We start from the raw sequence: 22,035 nt of genomic DNA on the forward strand, positions 1-22,035 counted from the left end.
GGTGCCGACGGCGACCCATGCGAGTTGGATGAACCCGGTCGAGACGCACGCGAAAGGCATCGAGGAGCTGGCCCTGCCCGGCACGGAGTTCACCTCGGTGGTCGAGGTAGGGGATGCCTTGGATCGGGCGGTGACCTATCGAAACGAAGAGCGAGAGAAGCGGGGGAAGAGGTTCCGGGACACGGTGAGAGGGGACCGACGCCACCTGGCGAAAGTCCCGGTGTGGCTACGAGGTACGAATCCCGAACATCCCGCGTGGCCGGTCCACTAGGTCGCTCGACGCGAGCGGAGAACGCCCGATGAACTCCGGTGGCCCGACGCAGTTGGAGGAAGTCGAGGTAATGCCGGAGAGGCTGGAAGCTGAGGGGCCGACCCTCAGCGAGCGAATGAAACGTGGACCGTCGGACGCTTACCGCGAACGCTCCTCGGGCTGCCCTCATCGACCGAGGGTGACCCGCCGGAGTCCGGTCCTGACCATGGGGCTCGCCGTTGCGGTGTGCGCGCTTCTCCTGGCAACGACGGCATCGGCTCCGATAGGTGCCGGGAGCGTCGGCAGCCCGGGCTCGGGTCCGGCTGCCCAGAGTGCCCCGGGTGCGCCCGCTCCGATCGCCCTGTACATGGTAACTCTAATCGAATCCGGGCTAGCGGTCGATGGCGCTTACAGCGTCGTCTGGGGGATTGCCATCACGGGGGGCCTCTCGTATTCTTCAACCCTGGGAATCATATCGGTGTACTTGGCGAACGGAACGTACCAGTATACGACCCACTCTAGCGACAACACACGAAGTGCCCCTCCCGGGACGTTCACCGTTCGCGGGGGGCCCGCATCGGTGTATGTCGCCTACGTTTCCGTGACATCCGTAATCACGTTCACGGAAGAAGGTCTTCCGAACGGGACGAACTGGACGCTGTCGGTGGACGGCAGCCAAGCCAGTTCGACGACCGACTCGATAGTGTTCGTGGAATCGAACGGATCTAGTTCTTTCGCCGTGACGGAAGTGCCCGATTACCAGGCCTCACCCACGGCCGGGTCGGTGATGGTCGGAGGGAGTCCGATCACGCAGGCGATCGTGTTTTCCCGCATCACACCGGGGATCTACCGGTTGACGTTCGTCGGGAGCGCGTTACCATCGAACGCGACATGGTCGATCGTTCTGAACGGTGCGACCGAGAACGTGGTCGGGAGCACTCTGGGCCTGAGCGAGCCCAACGGGAGCTATTCGTTCACGGTCCTTCCCCCGCTGGGGTACGCTGCGAGCCCGACCTCGGGAACGGCCGTCATCAACGGCAGCGCCGTCCCGGTCCCGATCGACTTCAGTCAGAACTCGGCGGGCAGCAGCTCGGGGATCTCCGGGTTCGATTACTTCTGGGGCGCCTTCATCGTCATCGCCATCGCGATCGCAGTATTCGCCGTCCTTTGGGTGTGGACCAAGAGCCGGGGCCCGCCGCGCGGATTCTGACGGCGGGCCCGGCGGTGGATGGGGCCGGGGTCCGTGCCATCGGCGTGGGGGGGTTTGGGGCTCGAGTCCGAGGGAGTAACAGCTCCCGGCGTCCCGCTCCCATGCTATATACTAGCACGGGTGCCAGAGGATTCCGATGGCAGCAAGCCCGCTGAGCCGGTTGCGCGCCTCCTTGAACCGGGCGGACGCGCAGATCCAAACGGCGATCGCTCGAAGGCTCGAGATTGCGAGGCGCATCGGCCATACGAAGCGGGCCCAGGGTCTGCCGGTCCGCGACTACGCCGTCGAGCGCCACGTGGTGGGCCGATGGAGGGCGGCCATGGAAGGGATGGGCGTACCCCCCGAACGAGGTGAGGCGCTCGCCCGATGGCTCGTCGAAGAAGCGGTGCGAGTGCAGGAGCAAGTTGGGGAGGCGCCCGAGCATCGCCGGAAATCGGCCGATATCCTCGTGATCGGAGGCGCCGGATCGATGGGACGCTGGATGGTAGAATTCTTCCGGGCCGGGGGCCACCGCGTGGCGGTCTGGGATCCCCGCGCACCGCGCGGAATCCCCGCCGAGTTCCGCTCGGTGAGCGACTTCGGTGAGGCGGCACGCACGGCCGATGTGATCGTCGTCGCCACGCCGATGCGAGTGGCGCCGACTGTGTACAGAGATCTGTGGGAAACGCGAACGCGAGCGACGATCTTCGATATTCTCTCGATCAAGGCCCCCCTCCTGCGCGCGATTCGGCACGGGCGAACGGCGGGATTTCACGTCACGAGCGTGCATCCGTTGTTCGGGCCCGCGACCCGCACCCTCTCCGGAAGGAACTTACTCATCCTCGATTGTGGGGATTCCCGGGCCAACCGGGTCGCCGAGGACCTGTTCCGCGCGAGCTCGCTGTCCGTCCACCGCCTACCGATCGAAGGGCACGATCTCCTCATGGCGGATGTCCTTGCCCTTCCGCACGCGACCAGCCTTCTCTTCTCCCTCGCCCTGGTCCGCGCCGGTCATAAGACCGGGGATCTCGCGCGGGCCGCGCCTACGTCCTTCACCCGCCAGGCCGACGTAGCGCGGGTAGTGACCGGGGAGAACCCTCAGCTCTCTTACGATATCCAGGCCCTCAACCCGATGTCCGAGGCGCTCTTCGAGCGCATGGCCGAGGCCCTCGAGACAGTGCGGCACGTCGTTCGATCCGAGGACCAGGAGGGTTACAACCGGCTCGTGGGAGAGTCGCACGCCCTGCTCGAACGCGAGTACCCGTCCCTGGGCATGGAGCTCCTCGTCGCGACGCCTCGCCCTCGATCCGACGGTCGAACCTGAAGCTGCATCCGGGAGGGAGTTCCGGGGAGTCGCGAACGTTACGCGCGAACTTCGGACGCCGATCCGAGACCACGGCCCGACGGGCGCGGGATCGGTCCCGCGAGGACGAAGGTTCAAATAAGGTATCGATTTCGATACCCCCCGATGGCCCGATCGATCGTCTCCGACTGGTCGCAGTTCAAGGTCGCGGTCCGCACGCAGATCGCGGGGTACGTGCAGACCTCCCGCTTCTGGATCGTCTTCGCCATCGTGCTCGCCATCGGGGGCGGCATCTCGATCGCGTTCATGATCAAGGGCGGCGTGTTCGTGCACGGGGCGTTCGGGGCCACCGCGACGGCCTACATCGCCGGGCTGCTCGGGTTCGTCAGCTTCCTATCCATCGTCACCGGCGCGTTATTCGGCGGGGACGCGATCTCGACCGACTTCGGCACGAAGAGCGGATTCTTCACGCTCGCCCTGCCCGTCAAGCGCCGCATCCTGCTCGGGGGCCGGTTCGTGGCCGCGTTCCTCGTGAGCGTGCTGCTCCTTTCGATCTTCTATGCGTTCGCGCTCTTCGGCGGGATCTACTTCTATTCGTTCGGGACCGTTCCCTGGTTCAACCTCGCCCTCGCCTATCTCCTCGACATGCTGCTCCTCCTCGGGATCCTCGCCTTCGCGTTCTGCCTGAGCTCGGTGTCGAAGAGCCCGGCGATCGGACTCGTGGTGACCATCCTCGTCCTCCTCGTCGTGTTCAACATCATGGACGCCATCCTCACGGCGCTCGTGGGCCCCGTGTACATCCTCTGGTCGATCCTCTACGCGGCGGCCGCGATCCCGACCACGGTCGAGTACGGGCTCGCGGCGGGATCCCCGGCCCTCTGGCAGTCGACGATCATCATGGCCCTCTATACCGTGATCTTCCTCGCCATCGCGCTCGTGCTCTACGATCGCCAGGAGACCTAGGAGGAAGTCATGCCGAGTTTGGAGGCCCGTCACCTGACGAAGCAGTACGGTTCGTTCTTCGCGTTGAACGACGCGTCGTTCGAGTTCGCGGGAAACGGCGCGATCGGCTATCTCGGCCCGAACGGCGCCGGGAAGACGACCACGCTGAAGATGATGACCCACCTCGCCCACCCGACCCACGGCGAGGCGTTCATCAACGGCATCGACGTCCACGTCGACCCGAAACGGGCCCTGTGGGACGTCGGTACCGTGATCGAGTCGCCGGAGCCATACCCCTGGCAGACCGGGACCGCCGCCCTCGAGATGGTCGGGGACCTGCGAGGGATGAGCCGCGCCGACACGAGAGCGCGGATCCGAGAGCTCACGACCGAGCTCGATCTGCCGCCGATGGAGCGCAGGACGGGAAAGCTCTCGAAAGGGCAACGCCAGCGGGTCGTGATCGCGGCCTCGCTCCTGAGCGATCCGGCGATCATCATCCTGGACGAGCCGACGAGCGGCCTCGACCCCGCGGAGCGCATCGCGATCCGCAACATCCTGCTCCGCCTGAAGAAGGAGCGGCTGATCCTGATGAGCTCGCATCTCCTGAGCGAGGTCACCGAGATCTGCGACCGCGCCGTCTTCATCAACCAGGGCAAGATCCTCCTCAACGATACCGTCTCGGCGATTTCCTCCATGTACGCGGAGACCGAGGTCGACGTGGAGTTCACCGAGCCGATCCCCGCCGAGCGGTTCGTCGCGCTTTCGGGACTGGCCGACGGCGTGAGCCTGGTCGAACCGACGCGCTTCCGGATCACCTACGATGGCCGGGAGGAGACCCGGGTCGCGATCCTGCGCAAGTGCGTCGATCTCGGGCCGGTGCGCAGCTTCGCGGGCGCCACCCTGACCCTCGAGGACGCGTACATGAAGCTGATCGGCGTCGATTCCCGCGCCGGGACGATGGCGTCGACCCAGGGCCGGACCTGAACCGCTGCGGCCGCACCCAAGGGCCGACCCGGCCGGACGGACCGATCACTCGTCGAACAGCGCGCGGCGCTCTTCGGGCTCCTGGTACTTGTGGATGACGTCGACGAACGTGGAGTGGGACCAGGTGAGAGGCGTGGCGGACTTCGGCTCCCCCGTGGCCGCGTCGACCTGCTCCGGCAGCATCTGGGTGGGCGTGGCGTGCTCCGCGGCCCATTCGATGAGCTTCCGGCAGCGGTCCCGGTCCCCGAGCCGCAGGCGGGCCTCGGCGAGCCAGAGCGTGCAGATGATCCAAGGGTTCTCCGAACCGTAGTAGGTGTCCCCCTCGTATCGGGCGACGCCGCCGAAGCGCTGCGACCAGAGCCGCGCTTCGACCGCATCGACCACGTCGCGGGCGCGCGGATCGCTCCAGGGGACGAGACCGAGCTTCAGGGCGAGCAGGATGGAGGAGTCGACGCGCTCGTCCCGGGGATCGAGCGAGCGCAGGAAGCGCTGCCGCTTCGCGTCCCAGAGGTGCTCGACCGCCGCTTCCCGGATCTCCCGGCCGGCGTCCCTCCAGACGCTCGGCTCCTTGCCGATCTCCTCCGCGATTCGGGCGGCCCGCTCGAGCGCGTGGCCCACCGCCGCGGTCGAGTAGGTGTGGATCCCCCGCCGCTCCTCCCAGAGATCGTAGCTCGCGGCGGGAAGGCCCGTCTCGGGATCGCGGAAGTGGGTCATGAAGTTCGCAGCTCCCTTGACCATCGGCCACAGCTCGAGGAGGATCTCCGGGTCGGCGCCTCGCTTGAAGTGGTGCCAGACCGCAGAGACGACCGTGGCCGTCTGGTCGATCTGAAGGAACGGCGGGGGGTGCCAGGTGCTGCCGATCGCCCCGTCGGGGAAGTGCCGGTGATAGAACGAACCGTCGGGGTCCTGGCACTTCTGGGCGAACTTGAGGAAGCGCTGGGCGTTCTCGTAGAGACCGGCCTCGTCCATCGCCTTGGAGACGTAGCCGCCGTCCCTCCACCAGCAGAAGTTGTACGTGTCCCCCCAGGCGGCGAGGCTGCGGGTGTCCGGTGAGGCGATGATCGAGCCGTTCGCGCCGGCTGCGTGGCGCATGACGAGCACGCTCGCGCGGTAGACGTCCGCGACCTTGCCCATCAGCTCCACCGGGGCCTGCGGAAGCCGGCGGCGTGCCCAGGTCTCCCAGAACTGTTCGCTCTCCCGCTCGAAGCGTGCCGGGCCGCCCTTGGCCACGTATTGGCGCGTCTGGTGGACGGCCGCGAGGCTCTGGCCGACCGAGACGAACATTCGGATCGTCGTGCCCTCGGCCCCATCGGCCGGGATGTCCCACTGCATGACGCTGTCCGCCGCCCCGTGGGCCACGGTCCGGCCCTCGAGGCGGCCGTCCTCGGCGTCGATGTACGTCCCCTGGAGGCCCTTGAGCGTGTGTTCCCCGCAGACCGCGTGGGAGAACGGCGGATCGCTGAAGAACTCGAAGAAGTAGCCGCGCTTGAAGTGGACCAGGGAGTGGCGCTCGGGGTCGACGTAGGCGGTGTCTTGGTACATCGACTCGGCGATCTGGAGGGAGTGGTAGGCGAAGATCCTCAGCGGCCGGGCGGGATCGGCCCGGATCTTCATCGTCCGGATGAGGAGGTCGTGGTTGGGGTGGACGTGGTCTCGGAGGGTGATGGAGACGCCGTGGCCGTTCCAGCTCGAGGCGGGACTATAGGCAGCTCCGTACGGGAAGAGCTCTCCACGCCACCCATTGGACTGTCCGAGCCAGGAGAACGTGCCCGCCTGCTCGTCGAAGACGCCGAGGCGCGCCTGCCGAAGGTGCTGGAACTGACCGGGGTACGGATAGAACAGGCCGTTCCACTGGCCGTCCTCATTGACGGTCAGCAGCAGCCGACCGTTGCCCGCGAGCTGTGTGATTACCGTGGCCCGATTCCCCCAGTTGGATGACCCGGACAGGGAATCCGTTCCCCTTCAAATGCGAACGACCCGTACCGGAGTGGGGGCGGAAGGGATCCCCGCTCTACTTCGGGGGCGCCGCGGGCGGCGCGCCCGGCCCACCGGGACCGCCCATGGGCGGGAACCCCGGAACGTTCATGGCCATCTCGAACGGCTTCTTTTCTCCGGAGACCCCGATCGAGAAGAACGTAGCAGCAGCCACGAAGCCTGCGATGGAGATGAGCAACGCGACGAGGATGAGTGCGAGGCCCGGGATCAGAAGCACGAGAAAGGCGAGGATCAGGTCGATGATTCCGAGCGCGCTTCCCAATCCCCGCTGCCAGCTGGGAAGCGGACCCGCGGCTCCGATGCCCGCGAGGAGGAAGATCCCCTGGAAGAGCAGTCCGAGACCGACGAAGACCCACAGGACCAGGAACGCGAAGTAGATGTCAACCAGCGCGACGAAGGCGAAGATGAGGACGAACACTCCCAGGATTACCTGCAGGGTGCGCATCCCGGACATTGCCGGGTCCCCGCCCGAGGAGCCGGACATGATGTCAAAGATCCCCATCAACAATAGGGAGACGACCACGAAGACGTAGAGGACCCACGCGGCGAAGATCCCCTGCCAGAAGAACGAGACGAGCAGGGCGACCGCGAAGACGAACGCGAGGATCCCGAGCAGGATGTAGGCGACCCGCATCCCCCCGCCGAGGTGTTCGACTGGGCCCGGCGACGCGCTTGCTGTGGACGATGGAGCTGTCATGAATTTCCTCCTAGGTTCCACGGTCCGTCGGCTAGACCGCCGTGACCGTGAACTTCGACACCCGGATGCCCGCGGCGGCGACTACCAATAGGCGGATTCCGACCGCCAGCAGGGCGATCGAGATGATGAGCCAGACGAGGACGGGGCCGAAGGCCGGATAGATCAAGGCCAGGATACCGAAGATGAGCACGATGATTCCGAACAGGACCGACACCCCACGGATCCAGCCGGGGAGCTCGGGAACCATGCCCACGACGAGCAGGAAGATCCCTTCCAGGGTCAAGGCGAGCCCGACCACGATCCAAAGGAACGTGAGCGCCGTATATCCGCCGACCGTGGTGTTGAACGCCACGGGGAGGATCGCCAGGATGGCGAGAATGATGACGAGGACGCCGATGGCGACCCGAATACCCCGGTAGGCGGAGCTCGATCCTTCCGCGGCACTGGCGCCCGAGACGAGGTTGCTGAGCCCAATGACGAACAGCGCGATGATGACCAGCCACTGCAGGAAGCCAATCGCAAAGTAGCCGCTGCCGCCGTTGAGTCCATAGTTCAAGCCGGAATAGAGTAGCGAGATCGCGATGATGAGGCAGATCGCGCCGAAGACGCCGTAGAGCGCCCGGGAACCACTATCCAGGGACTCGGTGATCGTCGCGGAGGCGCTGGCGGAGTAGCTCACGGAAGTTCCTTTGGATGCACTCATGCCGACGCACCTATGCGGGGTCGCATCTTCCGCCATGGAATATAAAGCTCGCGGGATGCCGGTACCGCGGCGGGAACGTCCATCGACCGCGAGCCGACCTCAGTGAGACGCGCGTGACTTGGCCAGCGAACGGCGGCGCAGGTCGTTGAGCGCGTTCATGTAGTTCGCGTAGGCGTCGTACGGGTTGGAGTAGCTCGAAAAGTACCGGTGGACGTCCGCATCGGCTCCCTTTCCGGAGACGTACATGTAGTAGAAGTGGTCCGAGGTCAACAGCTTGCGCCAGTCGGAAAGGATCTCCGGGTCGTGCGAGCTCCGCGCGAACGTTCCGGCCTTCTTCGCGGCGTCGAACGCCGAGCGCTGCATATCGTTCCCCAGCCAGGCGCCGAGATCTCGGTGCTCGTCCGCCCAGCTCATCGGTTCCGGGACCACGAACGGGCCGGCGGGAGGCACTCGGACCGCGTCCTCGACCGTCGCCCACTCCAGGTTCGGTTCGCGCGCCACCGCGCTCGGCAGGGCCGAAAGGAAGTCGAGGATCCCGGTAGAGGCGGGGTGGTGCTCTCCGAAGGTCTCGAAGTCGAGGAAGAGCCCGACCACGTCGCCGGGGCTCCGAGAGAGCCAGAGTGCATACTTCTCCGCCGTGAGCGGGTACTCCGTCCACCCCCGGGCGGAGAAGCGGAAGCCGACATCGTCGCTGAGCCGGTAGTTCCGCAGGACCACACTGACCCCCCGAGCCACCGACGAATAGACATGGTTCGGGGAGCGGCCTCGCAGGGGAGCCTCCCACCCCTCGGCCAGCATCCCGGAGAACCCTTCTCGCGCCGCGAATCGGGCGAGGTCGTCGTCGTACACGAGCTCGGTCATGCGCAGGACATGCGGGCGAACGTGGAACAGATCCTCCATCCGCTGCTGGTGGAGCGCGACCTCCTCCTCCAGCTCCGGCGGGGGCAGTAGGAACGCGAGGGAGTGGTAGTACGTCTCGGAGAGGAGCGCGACCCGTCCGGTCTCGACCAGGCGCTGGATCCGTTCGATCACGTCCGGTGCGGCGAGCGCGGCCTGCTCCAGGAATGTCCCCGTGATCGAGAAGCTCACCCGGAAGCGGGAGTCCTGGCGCAGCATCGTTTCGAGGCGATCGAGCGTGGGCCGGTAGCAGTTCGCGGCGATCCGGCGGAAGATGTCGAGATTGCGGTCGATGTCGAAGTACGGCTTCCCGGTCCCCAGATCGAGGTACCGGAACCGGGCGAGCCGCCAGGGCTGGTGCAGATGGAGGTAGAAGACGATCTTCATCTACGGAGGGCTCGGGCGCGGATAGCCTCCCGATACACATCAACCGTTTGGCGTGCGCGCTCGGCCCATCCGGCCTCGGTCGCCTCGTAGCGGGCCTGATCGCCCATCTCGCGGCTGAGGTGGGGATATTCGAGGAGTTCGGAGATGCGGCTCGCGAACTCGTCCACGTCCCAGAAATCGACCTGGAATGCGCTCCGCACGACCTCTCCGACGCCGCTGGTCTTGGAGACGATCGTCGGCACGCCGGCCGCCATCGCTTCCAGCGCCGCGATGCCGAACGGCTCGACGACCGACGGTAGAACGAACACCGCGGCGTCGCGGAGCAGCGCGGCGCGTTCGGCCTCGGTGACCTTCCCGAAGAACAGCACCCGGTCCCCGATACCGAGGGAGGCGGCGAGGGCGATCAGGTGCTCGTACTCGGGGCCCTCGCCGGCGACCGCGAAGCGGATCTCGGGAAACGTGGGGGCAACGATCGCCGCGGCCCGCAGGAAGGTGTCCGGGCCCTTCATTCGGGTCAGGCGACCGAGGTACAGCACGACGTCCCGGAGCCGGCCATCGTCCAGCTCGGGCGCCACGGGTCGGACGGCATTGTACACGACCCGGACCCGCGGCGGCGGCGCGTCGTAGAGCGTGATGAGCTGCTCGCCGAGCTGGCGGCTGACGGCGATGATACGGTCCGCGGCCCGGATCCCGATCCGCTCCCGTTCGAGGATCGGAGCGTACGGATGACCGAGAGTGCGGTCGTACTCCGTAGAGTGAACGGACATGATGAGCGGGATGCCCAACCTGCGGGCGAGCGCGCGGGACCCGACGGTCCCGAACCAGTCGTGCACATGGACGACGTCTGCGTCCTCGGCGTCCGTGAGATGGGCGATCCAGTCGTTGTACTGGTTCACGACGTCGAGGAAGTGCGGTCCGTAGATCTCGGCCGGCGTGTAGGCCCCCGGGATGGGCGCCCCCGGAGGAAGGCGTTCGGAGAGCGTGCGGAATTCCACGCCCGGAGCATCGGCGAACGGGCCGGGGAAGGGGGTAAGGAACACGACCCGGTGACCTAGACGCGCGAGCTCGCGCGAGATCTCGTAGCAGTGGACCCCCAGCCCGCCGGTGTGAAAGGGGGGATACTCCCAGCCGGCCATGAGGATCGTCAGGTGCTTGAGTGAGACGGGGCCGGTGCCGGCCCCGGATGGGGCGAACCGCATCCCCGAGCGCCGGAGCAGCACGGGGAATGCGCTCGCGCGACCGCGGCCGCCCGCGAGCCTCGTCGGGGGCAGCATACTCCGCGCGGCCCGGGAGCGACGCTTCGATGGGCGCGTCGACTTCGATCGGCGGGCCCGGCCCCTCGCGCGCGGTACGGCAGACGGTGCACGACGCCGAGAAGAACGAGCGGTCGGCGGCATCCGGATACCTGCGCAGAACGTTCTGCATTGGGAAGTACCGCAAGAGCAGATGAAGGAGGCGCCCCGAGAGGGGCACGTCGGCCTCCGCGGCGCCGCTAGAATCCCGCGAGCAGCTCTTCGATGGCAGCGCGTGGGGTGGCGGAGGTCGCGACCGCGCTCGCGACGAGGACGCCTTCGCTACCGAGCTCGAGCGCCCGCGCGACGTCCCTTCGGTCGTGGACTCCCGCACCGCAGAGCACCCGGGTCCGGGGCGCGACGCGATGAACTGCGTCCACCGATTCGGACACCACCTTGGGCCGAGCGGTCGTGACGGAGCGCCGGCCTCCGATGAGCTCGGGAGGCTCGATGGCGAGGTACGGAGGCTTCGATCGGGAAAGGCGGGCTGCCGCGAGGACGTCGCGGGCGCATACGACCGCGCTCAGACCAAGCTTGCCGAGACGCCTCACGGCCGCGTCCACCTGTGCCCGGGAAAGAGGGTGTTCGGAATGGTTGACAAGGCTTCCGCGAGCCCCCGCGGCCTGGACGGCCTCGGGAACGGTGTATCCGGTGTGGGCCCCTGCGTCCACCGGGTCCACATGCTGGGCGAGGACCGGTATCGAGAGGGTGGTGGCGAGGTCTCGCAGGTCGGTCGTGGCTGGAGCGATAGCGACCGCCACGCCCGCGGCCCGTCCGCAGACACCGAGCAACGCGCCGATCTGTTCGGCACCCGTCCCGAGCGCCTCCGCGTACGACTTCAGATTGACGACGAGAAGAGGCGAGCCTAGGAAGGTGGGATCAGTGGTGGGCGGCCGCGTGCGCGCGCTTCGGGCGAGAACAGATGGCATACTCGTCCCCATCGAAGAAGACCTCCCGGTCGGGGTGCTTGCGCTGGAGCTCGGTGATCTTCGAGAGGACGTCTTCCAGGGTGGTAGATTCGTCATTCGGGTCGATCCGGAGATGGACGGTCTTCTCCAATCGCTCGGGCACATGTCTCGCAGTCGCCATGGCGCACCGAGACGATTCCCTACGGGGAGTAGGCTATAGAGCTTTACCAGGGCCCCAGCTAGCGCGAAACCGCCTCGGATGAAGGCGGGACTCCTCGTGGGAGGGGAAGAGATGTACCGGTCTACAACGGGATGCCCGGCACCGATCCGGCGATCAAGGGAGGAGCAGAGAGGACCGAACCGGGGCCCTCGGTACCCCTCCTCTGTGGACCGAATCTCGATCTGCTTCTTCTCGCACCGGCCGATAGAGCGAGCGCGCGATACACGGCGCAGCATGCGATACAGTAACTTGTATATCCCCCCCCCTCCTCCCCTCGCACGGGTGGCTCACGAACATGGCAAAAGCCGAGAGCGAATCCGCCGGAACGGACAACGAATCCCGACTCTCTGAGGCCGAGATCGCGGTGCACTGGAAGGAAGAGAAGCTATACTATCCAAACCCCCGCTTCATCGGTCAGGCGAACCTCACCGATCCGACGGTCAAGGATCGGTTCGCGGAGAAGAACTTCCCTGAATGCTACCGGGAGTACGCGGACCTGCTTACCTGGGACAAGTACTGGACGACCACGCTCGACACCAGCAAGGCCCCGTTCTGGAAGTGGTTCGTCGGCGGGAAGATCAATGTCAGCTACAACTGCGTCGACCGCAACCTGGAGAAGAATCGAAACAAGGCCGCGATCATCTTCGTTTCCGAGAACGAAGCCGACCCTCCCGTTGCCGTCACCTATCAGGATCTCTACATCCGTGTCAATGAGATGGCCGCCCTGCTGCGCGACTTCTGTGGACTGAAGACGGGCGACCGCGTGACCATCCACATGCCCATGGTCGCGGAGCTTCCGATCACCATGCTCGCCTGCGCCCGCCTCGGGGTGATCCACTCCGTCGTCTTCGGCGGCTTCAGCGGGGAGGCGTGCGGGAGCCGGATTGCTGACTCCGGCAGCCGAGTCCTCATCACCATCGACGGCTACTATCGGAGCGGCAAGGTCATCGACCACAAGGCGAACGCCGACATCGCGGTCCGCAAAGCCCAGGAGGATGGGACCAAGGTCGAGAAGGTCCTCGTCTGGAAGCGATTCCCCGACAAGTCCGCCTCCGCGACTCCCATGGTCGAGGGTCGGGACTTCATGGTGAACGACGTCCTGAAGCAGTTCACCGGAAAGCTGGTCGATCCCGTCTCGATGCCGGCCGAGGCTCCTCTGTTCCTCATGTACACGAGCGGCTCCACGGGCAAGCCCAAGGGCTGCCAACACTCCACCGGTGGGTACCTCGCGTACGTAACGGGGACGTCGAAGTACATCCAGGACATCCACCCGACCGATGTCTACTGGTGCATGGCCGATATCGGGTGGATCACCGGCCATTCGTACATCGTCTATGGCCCCCTCGCGCTGGCCGCGACCTCGGTCATCTACGAAGGGGTTCCGACGTACCCGGATGCGGGTCGAGTCTGGCGGATCGCCGAGCGGCTCGGCGTGAACATCTTCCACACGTCCCCGACCGCGATCCGAATGCTGCGGAAGCTCGGGCCGGACGAGCCGAAGAAGTACCACTATCGATTCAAGTCCATGACCACGGTCGGGGAGCCGATCGAGCCCGAGGCCTGGAAGTGGTACTACGAGGTCGTCGGGCAAGGACAGGCCGTGATCACCGACACATGGTGGCAGACCGAGAACGGCGGCTTCCTGTGCTCCACGAAGCCGGCGATGGATCCGATGAAGCCCGGAAGCGCCGGCCCACCCATGCTGGGCATCTACCCGATCATCTACGATGAGAAGGCGAAGGAGATTCCGGTGGGTGCGGGTAAGGCGGGGAACATCTGCATCCGCAATCCCTGGCCCGGCATCTTCCAGACGATCTGGGGGGATCCGGACCGGTACGTCGCGACCTACTATGCGAAGTATAACAAGAACAAGAACAGCACGGACTGGCGTGACTGGCCGTACTTCGCCGGCGACGGGGCCACTTGGGCGGCCGACGGCTACATCCGAATCCTGGGCCGCGTCGACGACGTCATCAACGTGGCGGGTCACCGCCTCGGAACGAAGGAGATCGAGTCGGCGTGCCTCACCGTGCCGGAGGTGGCCGAGGCGGCGGTCGTCCCGATCGTGGACCCGGAGCGGGGACGAGTTCCTGAGGTCTACATCGCCGTGAAACCCGGGGTCAAGGCGACTCCGGCGGAGATCTCCGCCAAGGTCACCCTCGCGATCGAGACGGTGATCGGGAAGATCGCACGCCCGCGCGTGGTCCGGGTCGTTCCGGACATGCCCAAGACCCGCTCGGGGAAGATCATGCGACGGGTCCTGGCCGCGATCTCCAACCAGATGGACTACGGGGACATCACGACCCTCGCCAACCCCGAGGTCGTGGAGCAGATCCGCGTCCAGGTCCAGGGTGCCGGGCCCGTGGTCAAGAAGACCGCGCCCGAGGACATCAAGGCCTTCGGCGCCGACGTCTAAGAACCGATTCCTCTGCGGCCGCCGGACCCCGGCGGCCGCCTCCCCTCGTTAGGCGAGCTCGGGGAGTGGGTTCAGGGGATCGAGGGCGACCGATCGTCCGAGGACGCAGGGACCCGGACCATCCGGATCCGACAGACCGGGCAGATCGGCGTCGTGCCATCCTCGGCGACTTCCCGTAGCTCCGGCTGAATGTCGACCTCTCGGGCCCCGCACCCCGGGCAGATCCACACCCAGCCCTCCGGTGCGATCGGCGCCGCCGTTCCCTGGGCGCGGGAGCCGCCGGAGGGGTCGCTCCGGCCTCCTTCCGAGTCACCTTTTGTGGGGTACATGCTTACGGAGTCCGTGGCCGAAGGCGGGGCCCGACCGGAAGCTCTCCTTCCCCTCGAACTCGAACCAGGCGAAGAGCGTATCGCGTCCTGGAAGGGTCATGCCGGGTCCCGTGCGGTGGTCATGGTCCTCACCAATCGCCACTTGGTCACCATCTTCGTCAAGGGGGTATGGAACCGAAGTTACCACCTGGCGTCCTCCCGCCGGCTCGAAGCGATAGAGCTCCCCCGCGCTCATGATGCCTACGGGGGCCGGAGGCTCCAGATCGAGGGCGTGGACTTTTCGTTCTCGCCGGCCAGTGAGGACGCGGTGCGAGAGGAGATCCTGCGGGTCCGAGCCCAACGGGTCGCCGCGGCGCCCCGCGATGCCCCTCCCTAGTGTGCGCGATCCCGAAGGGTCTCGGAGAGGCCGAGCTCGCCCCAAGAACGCTGAAAATCAGAACCCCCGGGCCCGAGAGGGCCCGGGGAAGGAAAGGGTTGCTGCGGGGAAGGTCAGTACGGGATTACCTTCTTGCCACCGTAGTGCGCAGACGCCAAGACGCCCGTCGCAACGAACCAGGCCGCGAGCCCGGTAAAGACGATCTCGAATCCCGTGGCCTGCCAAAGCCCCGTGCTGACCGTGCCGCCCTGGCCGAGCAAGATGCCGAAGTCAATCGCCAGCAGGATGAACGCGAGGGTCAGCGTCCAAAACACGACGGCGATCCCAATCCCGTGCTTGTGGGAGTTGATCGCGAAGGAGAACGTGAACATCGCCCACACGACGAAGAACCAGGCAACGTCCCAGCCGGCGGGCGCTCCGGTGTTTATCGCATACGGACCGATGCTCAGGCCCCCGAGCAACGTCACGAACGCCAACCAGAAAGCCCCGTACCCGATGAACGCTGTTCCCGGGAAGATCTCACCCTTGCGTAGGGCGATGATACCCGCGATCAGCTGAGCGATTCCCCCGAAGAAGATCGCCATCGCATATACGGGTGCATTCGTGACGCCATAGAGGCTCATGCCGTTGGACGTCGCATTGCTCGCCACCGCCATACCCGCAAGTATCGTGGTGGTGCCGAATCCCATCAGTCCCAAGACTGCCGGATTCGCCCACTGGGCGCTTTCCTCGACTTTCGGCCTATAGTAGTCTGGCACCGACGGCGAATCTACCATGCTAGGCTCTGATACGGTGGGTCTTAAAAAACCTTTGGTTTGTCGGTCTTTTCCATGTTACAGCCGCCAGGCTCGCTCGAGGGGCATTTCTCAATAGCCGGGGGCCCGTCGCATCGGTCCGGGAGGCTCCCTCTCGGTGCTCGAGTGCCTGGCCGGGCTCTTCGAGGCCCGTGGGGCTCCCACCTGCGGTGCTCCCGAGCCGGACGGACCTCAAGGAATGAGGAACTTCCCCGGATTCAACACCCCCTTCGGATCGATCGTTGCCTTGAACGCAAGCATCTCGGCCCGCTCGGCCGGAGAGAGGCCGAACCCTAGGGCCGAGCGGTCGAGACGGCCGATCCCGGGCCGCTGAGCTAGGATCGCCCCGTGCTCGACAAGCGCGGCGCTGGCGGCGGCGCGCATCGCATTCCAAGCCTCGAGCGCCCGTCCCGCAGGTTCGGGATAGATCACGGTACAGGTCAGGGTGACCGTTGAGGATGTGGGAGACCCCGCCTGGAGGTGGAGGCGGGCGCGTGCCCCGAATTCGGACGCCGCAGAGCGGACGGCCTCCCGTACGGGGGATGCGATCTCCGCAGCCTGCTCCCATGGTACGGTGGCTTCGATGCCTTCGAGCACCCAGCCATCCGGTACGAGGCCGTCCCGCAGAGCGGGCGCCCGGAACCGCGTCCGCGCCCACGCCTCCCCGAAGCCGGGCCAGACCCCCCCCGGGAGGACCGCCCCGCCGGCCTGACGGGCCAGCTCCTCGAGCACGTACGTGCCGCGCCCGACGTTCTTGCGGCTCCCGTCGAAACTCACGATGCCGAGAACGATCGCGCTGAGATCCGCGATCTTGCGCCGGAGCGCGATCCCCTCCAGCCCTCCGATCTCCTCCGGCGGCGATCCCCCGCGGGCGAGCGTTAGGAGAAACCGGCTCTCTTCGGGGTCGGACATCCGCGCGATGGCGGGGCGTGGGTCGTCGGCGACGAGGGCCCGCAGGACCCCGAGCGCCGGGGCCCAGGATGGCAGCAGGACCGCCCGCACGGCGCTCTTTTCCGGAGCGGGGGCGAGGCGCACACCGGCGTCCACGAGCACTCCGAGAGTGCCCTCCGATGCGAGGAGACGTCGTGGTTCGATCCCTCCGGGTCCCGCCTCTCCCGCCTTCCATTCGTAGAATCCGGTGGGCGTTGCCCATCGGGCCGACGTGACCCGGTCGAGGATCTCACCGTAGCGGCTAGAGGATTGGCTGCTGGAATCCGTCGAGATCCAGCCCCCCAATGTGGAGAACTCGAAGGAGAGCGGATAGTGCGCGAACGTGACGCCTCGCTCTCCGAGGAAGCGCTCGATATCGGGACCGTGCGCGCCGGCCTCGAAGCGCGCGGAGTCGGTCCGGGGATCGATGCCAAGGGGTCGGCTCACTCGGCCAAGGCACAGGGTGATCACGGCCCGGTGGGTCCCGGCGAGGGGAGCCACCCCGCCGACGAGGCTGGTGCCGCCGCCCCAGGGAACCACGGCCAGGTCGTTGTCCGAGGCGAATGCGAGGACCGCCTGGACCTCGGCGGGGGTCGCGGGCCATACCACCGCGTCGGTGGTCGGAACCGAGGGGCGGTCGCGCCAAGCGACGAGCTCCCCGTACGATCGGCCGAAGGAATAGCATACGCGATCGAGTTCCTCGATCGAGACCGGGCCGGACACGCGCGCTCGGAGCCCTTCAACGTCGGCGGGAGTGAGGCGGCTCGGGCCCGCCGCGGGAGGCCGCTCCCGAGAGGGGCTCGTGGGCGGGGTTGCAGGACCGAGCTCCCGCTCGAAGTACTCCTCGATGGCGCGGATCCCCGCGGGAGGGTAGGCGAGGCTGCCGTCGCCCCATCGCAGGGGGTCCGAAGGCAGGGTCGGGATCGGTGGGCGCGCGGTTCGCTTGGAACGCATGATCGGGCAACGTCTCGGGACGATAGATGCTTGCGTCCGGCCCGGAGCGGAGAATTATCTAGGTCGAGACCTACCCCCTTTCCCGATGACCGAAGCCCGCGCGGGCCGTGGTGTGCTGTTCCGAGACCGGATCGGGTCTCCGATCGTAGGCAACGCGCCGAAGGTGCTCCTGCTCGGCAGCGGCGAGCTCGGCCGAGAGATCGCCATCGAGGCGATGCGGCTCGGGGCGGAGGTCATCGCGGTCGACCGCTACGCGAACGCTCCCGCGATGCAGGTGGCGCACCGCCACCATGTCCTGCCGATGACGGACGCTGCCGCGCTGCGGGCGCTCGTCCGCCGGGAGGCGCCTGACGTCCTGGTTCCGGAGATCGAGCAGATCGCGACCGACGAGCTCCTCCGGCTCGAGGAGGAGGGCTGGACGGTCATTCCTCGCGCCGCGGCGACGCGGGCGACGATGGACCGTGAGCGCATCCGGCGGATCGCGGCCGAGAAGGCCCGGGTGCGTACGAGCCGGTTCGTCTTTGCAGATACCCTGGAGGAGGCCCGGCGGGGAGCGCAGGAGATCGGATTTCCCTGCGTGTTCAAGGCGATGATGTCGAGCTCAGGCCACGGAATGACCGTGGTGCCTAACCCCGAAGGGGTGGCAGAGGCCTACGGCGAAGCGAGCGAGCACGGGCGCGTGCGGAACGCCCGGATCATGATCGAGGAGTTCGTCCGTTTCGACCGGGAGGTGACCATGCTCACGCTGAGGCACTACGATCCGGCCGGCCAGATCCGCACAACGGTCATGGCGCCGATCGCGCACGTCCGGCCCGGTACGCTCTACCATGAGAGCTGGCAACCCGAGCCGTTCGCTCCGGAGGTGGAGGTGGCCCTGCGGGAGACCGCCACCCAGGTCACCGACCAGCTCGGCGGGATCGGGATCTTCGGGGTGGAGTGCTTCGTCGCGGGGAAGAACGTGTACTTCAGTGAGGTCTCACCACGGCCCCACGACACAGGGCTCGTGACCCTCGGCAGCCAGTGGAACAGCGAGTTCGCGCTCCACGCCCGCGCGATCCTCGGCCTGCCGTACGTCGGCCCGGAGCCGACGACCCCCGCCGCGGCGCGAGTGATCCTCGGATCCGAGGCGGGATGGGCGCCGAGCTTCGGTGGCCTCGCGCAAGCCCTGGCTCCCGTCGGAGTGCGGATCTTCCTGTTTGGCAAACCCGAGACGTACCGCGGCCGTCGCCTGGGGATCGCCGTCGCCCGCGGCGCCACGACCGAGGAAGCCCGCCGGCTCGCCGACAGCGCCGCCCGCACGGTCGAGGCCGGGATCGTGGTCGATTCACCCGGTTCCCCGCCTCCGGGCCACGCCGCCTGAGCCGAACCGAATCCGTTCCACCCGTCGAGCTTATGCGCCGAGGAGGCGTCGCAGGCCCCAGCCATGAAGGACAAGAGCGAGCTCGAGCGTGTGGTGCTCGGAGAGACCCGCATCGTCTTGACACGCGACCTGTCCGTCATGAATCCGAACCTCGCGCCCGGGGCGCAGGGGCTCGTGACGGCCAAGCTCGCCAACTACACCATGAAGGTCCAGTTCCCCCGCGTCACGGTCGGCATCGGCTGGCAGGACTGCGAGATCGTCGATGGAAAGACCGGCATGCCCACCGACGCCGAGCAGCCGAGGATGATCCCGCGACCGCGCGCGATGGGCGAAGAGTGAGCCTGGATCTCTTCTTGGGCGGGGTCCGTCCGCTCGGCCCCTCTTAGACCGGGTCGGCGGTCAGGAACTCGAGACGGTTCCCGAACGGATCGAGCGCGTAGAACCTTCGATATCCCGGCATCGGCACGTCCTCGTACGTCCGCGATCCCGCCTCGTCCAGGCGCCGGCGGAGGCCCTCCAGATCGTCGACCAGGAAGGCGGGATGGGCCTTCGCGGCCGGCCGAAACCCGACCTCGACGCCCAGATGCAGTTCGTTCGGCCCCAGGGAGTACCAGAGGCCTCCGCGGGCCGCGAGGTGTGCGGGCTTCGGTAGAGGAGCGAGGCCCAGGAGGCCCTCGTAGAACGCGCTCGCCGCGGCCTCCCCTCCGGGAGGAATCGCGAGCTGAACATGGTGGAGCCGGAATCCAGACGCTTCGCGCGGGGGTCCACGATCAGCGGGCATCGGACCTCGTGGCGGTGGGGCCGAGTTCGAAGGCGACCATCATCGCGGCGCATCGTTCCCAACGCTCGGGCAGACGACCGAGCCCCTCCTCGATCTCCAACAGGTGGCTCCAAGCGTTCGGGTTCGGATGCACCTCGGCAATCCGATCCGGGTCGAACCCCAGCGCCGGGGCCACGGCCATCGCCTCGCGCATCATCCAGCCGGACGGCGAGAGCGCTCGCACGAGATCCGCTACGGTCCGTCGCTGGAACCCGTGGTCCTTCGCGGCCCGCCCGTCGACCGGCGCGAACCCCTCGCGCTCGATCCGGGGGCGCACGGCGCGCACCGGAGAGCGCAACAGGCGTCCCACGGCCCGAGGAGGCAGCCGAGCGAAATACCGCGATCGCTCGCCGGTGCCGGGCATGATCTCGAGGAGGAGCTTGGCCCGCGGCGCCGCCGATTTCGCGAGGAGCTGGAGGGAGCGAGCGAACGGCTCCGGGGCGAAGCCGAGCACGTTTCCGAGCGCGGTCACCTCCCCGAACGCCGCCGATCGTACGGGCGGGCGGAACCCGTCGCCCCTCACCGGATCGGGGGAGAACCGTTCGCCCGTCCGATCCGAGGGGGGGCTGCAGGCCCGGCGGAGCATCACGTCGGAGAGATCGATCAGCACGCGCCGGCTTCCGTCCGCGCCGATCCGATGCGTAAAGCGGCCGGGTCCGGGCCCGATCTCGAGCGCCCACGGCGCGTCCACCCGGTGGCGATCCAAGAATCGTTCGCGAAGCTCCCGGAAAAGATCGCGCTGCGGGGTCCCCTCGTAACGTTTCCACTCCCGGTCCGCCCGGTAGGAGTCGACGGCCCGGAAGCGCTCGCGCGCTTCTTCGGCCGTGGGAATGGCGGGATCGGCCTTCCCCGCGGCGGACGATCGAGGCGAGACGGCGCGTGCGTCTCCCCCTCGCTTCCCCCCGCCCGGCCCCGACGGCGGGCGATCGGTGCCGGCTTGCGCCCGAGCCCTTATATACCCCAACCTCCCGTTGATAGGTCGGTACACGTCATGCCGTATTACGAGTGTCCGAAGTGCGGCGGGGGCTACGTGATCGATGTTCCGCCGAGCGCGCGCCCCGTCTGCGACCGCGATGGAGCCCGGCTGAAGCGCACGAGCGACGCTTCCTACGAGAAGAACGCTCGCCAAGACTGAGGGCCGCTCGGGCATCGGTGCGATGGAGCGACGGGGGCCGCTGGTCCACCGCGCGGTCCGCTTCGGGTCGCTCGCATTGCTCGTCGCCGGCATCCTCCTCCTGCTTGCGAACATCCTCCCCGCCATCTCCTACTCCGGATTCAGCGCGACCCAGACGCTCCTCCAATCCTTCGGAGATCCCTCCCAGTCTCCGCTCGCGATCGTCTTCGATCTGGTGATCGTCGCGTTCGGGATCTTCCTGATCCTCGGCGCGTGGCTGATCTGGAGCGGCCTCCCGGTGCGGGGCTCACGCACCGTCGGGCTCGTCCTGCTCATGATCGGCGGTCTTTCTGCGGTCCTCCTCGGGGCCTTCCCGGCGAGCTCGCCTCAGAACGTCGCGAACGTCAACGGCGCCGTGACGACTGCGCTCTTCGTCGCTTCGGGCCTGGCCCTTCTGATCCTGACCCTCGCGATGCTTCGGGACCGCCGGTGGGACGGACTGCGGCTGTACACCCTGCTGTCCGGGATCGTGGTGTTGATCTCGTTCTTCCTGTACCACCAGGGATACGTCGGCGCGCTCGGGCCCGGTGGCGCCGAGCGGATCGGCCTGGCGGCGCTGACCCTCTGGCTCTTCGCCATCGGGACCCGCCTCGTTCGGATCCCGGTGTACTCCGCCCGGTTCCGGACATCTACCGCTTTTTGAAGCGCCGCCCGTACCATCTGCGCGCATCGCGCACGATGTCATCGTGGTCGAAGGCGAGCCCGTGCGCCTCCGCGAGGGGCACCCACGCCGCGGTCGACGCATCATCGCCGCCCTTCGGTGCGCCGGATCTCCCCGTCATGAGGAAGGCGACGGTCGTCGTCGAGCCGCGGGGATCGCGGTGCGGCCCGGAGTAGACCCCCACGATCGCTCGGGGGCGTGCTCGGAGCCCGGTCTCCTCGTGGAGCTCCCGGGCCACGGCCGCCTCCACCGTCTCGTCCATCTCCACGAATCCGCCCGGAAGTGCCCACCTTCCGCGGAACGGGGGGCGGCCGCGCTGGACCAAGAGGATGCGGTCTCGATCGATCCAGACCGCATCGACGGTGAGCGCGGGTCCGGGAGGCCGAGCCATGATCGTCGTGTTCTCCCGGCCGGGCGGCCGATTCGCCGACGCTCGCATCGTTATTTGCGCTTC

The 22,035-nt window shown here is 67.2% G+C and carries 23 protein-coding genes; 11 read left to right on the top strand and 12 right to left on the bottom strand.

Translation table 11 applies throughout. The annotated features are described in order from the left end of the window. The 5 genes from VMV28_06095 to VMV28_06115 form a co-directional block, all read left to right on the top strand. Positions 1-271, top strand: a 271-nt coding sequence (locus tag VMV28_06095) for a hypothetical protein (GenBank protein HUZ80166.1), incomplete at its 5' end; no start/stop codon positions are given. A 205-nt stretch (positions 272-476) separates the two neighbouring features. After that, positions 477-1,460: a hypothetical protein gene (locus VMV28_06100; GenBank protein ID HUZ80167.1), complete on the top strand. Its 984-nt coding sequence runs from the start codon at positions 477-479 to the stop codon at positions 1,458-1,460. A gap of 136 nt (positions 1,461-1,596) precedes the next feature. Next, positions 1,597-2,763 (top strand): prephenate dehydrogenase/arogenate dehydrogenase family protein, encoded by a 1,167-nt coding sequence (locus VMV28_06105; protein ID HUZ80168.1) that lies wholly within the window; start codon positions 1,597-1,599, stop codon positions 2,761-2,763. A 144-nt stretch (positions 2,764-2,907) separates the two neighbouring features. Next, positions 2,908-3,705, top strand: coding sequence for an ABC transporter permease subunit (locus VMV28_06110; protein HUZ80169.1), 798 nt, complete (start codon positions 2,908-2,910; stop codon positions 3,703-3,705). 9 nt (positions 3,706-3,714) lie between these two features. Beyond that, positions 3,715-4,668: an ABC transporter ATP-binding protein gene (locus VMV28_06115; protein HUZ80170.1), complete on the top strand. Its 954-nt coding sequence runs from the start codon at positions 3,715-3,717 to the stop codon at positions 4,666-4,668. Between the two features lie 45 nt (positions 4,669-4,713). Here VMV28_06115 and VMV28_06120 read toward each other — a convergent pair whose 3' ends face one another. The 7 genes from VMV28_06120 to VMV28_06150 form a co-directional block, all read right to left on the bottom strand. Next, a complete protein-coding gene (locus tag VMV28_06120; protein HUZ80171.1) occupies positions 4,714-6,282 on the bottom strand; it encodes a glycoside hydrolase family 15 protein in 1,569 nt (522 codons plus the stop codon). A 397-nt stretch (positions 6,283-6,679) separates the two neighbouring features. Further along, the gene (locus VMV28_06125) at positions 6,680-7,360 is read right to left on the bottom strand and encodes a hypothetical protein (GenBank protein ID HUZ80172.1); all 681 of its coding nucleotides are present in this window, start codon (positions 7,358-7,360) and stop codon (positions 6,680-6,682) included. A gap of 31 nt (positions 7,361-7,391) precedes the next feature. Beyond that, positions 7,392-8,063, bottom strand: a complete 672-nt coding sequence (locus tag VMV28_06130) for a hypothetical protein (protein ID HUZ80173.1) — start codon at positions 8,061-8,063, stop codon at positions 7,392-7,394. A gap of 99 nt (positions 8,064-8,162) precedes the next feature. Next, on the bottom strand, positions 8,163-9,347 hold the full coding sequence (locus VMV28_06135) for a glycoside hydrolase family 57 protein (protein HUZ80174.1): 1,185 nt from the start codon (positions 9,345-9,347) through the stop codon (positions 8,163-8,165). After that, positions 9,344-10,621 carry a glycosyltransferase family 4 protein gene (locus VMV28_06140; GenBank protein HUZ80175.1) on the bottom strand — a complete coding sequence of 426 codons (1,278 nt, stop codon included), beginning with the start codon at positions 10,619-10,621 and terminating at the stop codon, positions 9,344-9,346. The genes VMV28_06135 and VMV28_06140 overlap by 4 nt, the downstream gene beginning before the upstream one ends. A gap of 218 nt (positions 10,622-10,839) precedes the next feature. Beyond that, the gene (gene tpiA, locus VMV28_06145; GenBank protein ID HUZ80176.1) at positions 10,840-11,568 is read right to left on the bottom strand and encodes a triose-phosphate isomerase; all 729 of its coding nucleotides are present in this window, start codon (positions 11,566-11,568) and stop codon (positions 10,840-10,842) included. Next, positions 11,519-11,728: a hypothetical protein gene (locus VMV28_06150; GenBank protein ID HUZ80177.1), complete on the bottom strand. Its 210-nt coding sequence runs from the start codon at positions 11,726-11,728 to the stop codon at positions 11,519-11,521. The genes tpiA and VMV28_06150 overlap by 50 nt, the downstream gene beginning before the upstream one ends. Positions 11,729-12,062: 334 nt before the next feature. Here VMV28_06150 and acs point away from each other — a divergent pair, with 334 nt between their 5' ends. Further along, entirely contained in the window at positions 12,063-14,183 is a 2,121-nt protein-coding gene (gene acs, locus VMV28_06155; protein ID HUZ80178.1) for an acetate--CoA ligase, read from the top strand. A 189-nt stretch (positions 14,184-14,372) separates the two neighbouring features. Then, entirely contained in the window at positions 14,373-14,888 is a 516-nt protein-coding gene (locus VMV28_06160; GenBank protein ID HUZ80179.1) for a hypothetical protein, read from the top strand. 113 nt (positions 14,889-15,001) lie between these two features. Here the strand turns inward: VMV28_06160 and VMV28_06165 are convergent, their stop codons facing one another. Continuing rightward, positions 15,002-15,664: an acetate uptake transporter gene (locus VMV28_06165; protein ID HUZ80180.1), complete on the bottom strand. Its 663-nt coding sequence runs from the start codon at positions 15,662-15,664 to the stop codon at positions 15,002-15,004. A gap of 210 nt (positions 15,665-15,874) precedes the next feature. Further along, positions 15,875-17,566 carry an FAD-binding oxidoreductase gene (locus VMV28_06170; GenBank protein ID HUZ80181.1) on the bottom strand — a complete coding sequence of 564 codons (1,692 nt, stop codon included), beginning with the start codon at positions 17,564-17,566 and terminating at the stop codon, positions 15,875-15,877. 85 nt (positions 17,567-17,651) lie between these two features. Here VMV28_06170 and purT point away from each other — a divergent pair, with 85 nt between their 5' ends. Continuing rightward, positions 17,652-18,926 carry a formate-dependent phosphoribosylglycinamide formyltransferase gene (purT, locus tag VMV28_06175; protein ID HUZ80182.1) on the top strand — a complete coding sequence of 425 codons (1,275 nt, stop codon included), beginning with the start codon at positions 17,652-17,654 and terminating at the stop codon, positions 18,924-18,926. 63 nt (positions 18,927-18,989) lie between these two features. Next, positions 18,990-19,265: a hypothetical protein gene (locus VMV28_06180; protein ID HUZ80183.1), complete on the top strand. Its 276-nt coding sequence runs from the start codon at positions 18,990-18,992 to the stop codon at positions 19,263-19,265. A 43-nt stretch (positions 19,266-19,308) separates the two neighbouring features. Here the strand turns inward: VMV28_06180 and VMV28_06185 are convergent, their stop codons facing one another. Beyond that, on the bottom strand, positions 19,309-19,707 hold the full coding sequence (locus VMV28_06185) for a VOC family protein (protein ID HUZ80184.1): 399 nt from the start codon (positions 19,705-19,707) through the stop codon (positions 19,309-19,311). After that, on the bottom strand, positions 19,697-20,452 hold the full coding sequence (locus VMV28_06190) for a hypothetical protein (protein ID HUZ80185.1): 756 nt from the start codon (positions 20,450-20,452) through the stop codon (positions 19,697-19,699). The genes VMV28_06185 and VMV28_06190 overlap by 11 nt, the downstream gene beginning before the upstream one ends. 285 nt (positions 20,453-20,737) lie before the next feature. On the opposite strand from VMV28_06190, the gene VMV28_06195 reads away from it, so the two are divergent. Then, positions 20,738-20,881 carry a hypothetical protein gene (locus VMV28_06195; protein HUZ80186.1) on the top strand — a complete coding sequence of 48 codons (144 nt, stop codon included), beginning with the start codon at positions 20,738-20,740 and terminating at the stop codon, positions 20,879-20,881. 22 nt (positions 20,882-20,903) lie between these two features. Further along, positions 20,904-21,563 carry a DUF998 domain-containing protein gene (locus tag VMV28_06200; GenBank protein ID HUZ80187.1) on the top strand — a complete coding sequence of 220 codons (660 nt, stop codon included), beginning with the start codon at positions 20,904-20,906 and terminating at the stop codon, positions 21,561-21,563. Here the strand turns inward: VMV28_06200 and VMV28_06205 are convergent. Beyond that, the gene (locus tag VMV28_06205) at positions 21,550-22,020 is read right to left on the bottom strand and encodes an NUDIX hydrolase (GenBank protein HUZ80188.1); all 471 of its coding nucleotides are present in this window, start codon (positions 22,018-22,020) and stop codon (positions 21,550-21,552) included. The two genes, VMV28_06200 and VMV28_06205, sit on opposite strands and share 14 nt — an antisense overlap. Between the last annotated feature and the right edge of the window lie 15 nt (positions 22,021-22,035).

The organism is Thermoplasmata archaeon, assembly GCA_035532555.1.
GTDB lineage: Archaea > Thermoplasmatota > Thermoplasmata > Lutacidiplasmatales > UBA184 > Lutacidiplasma.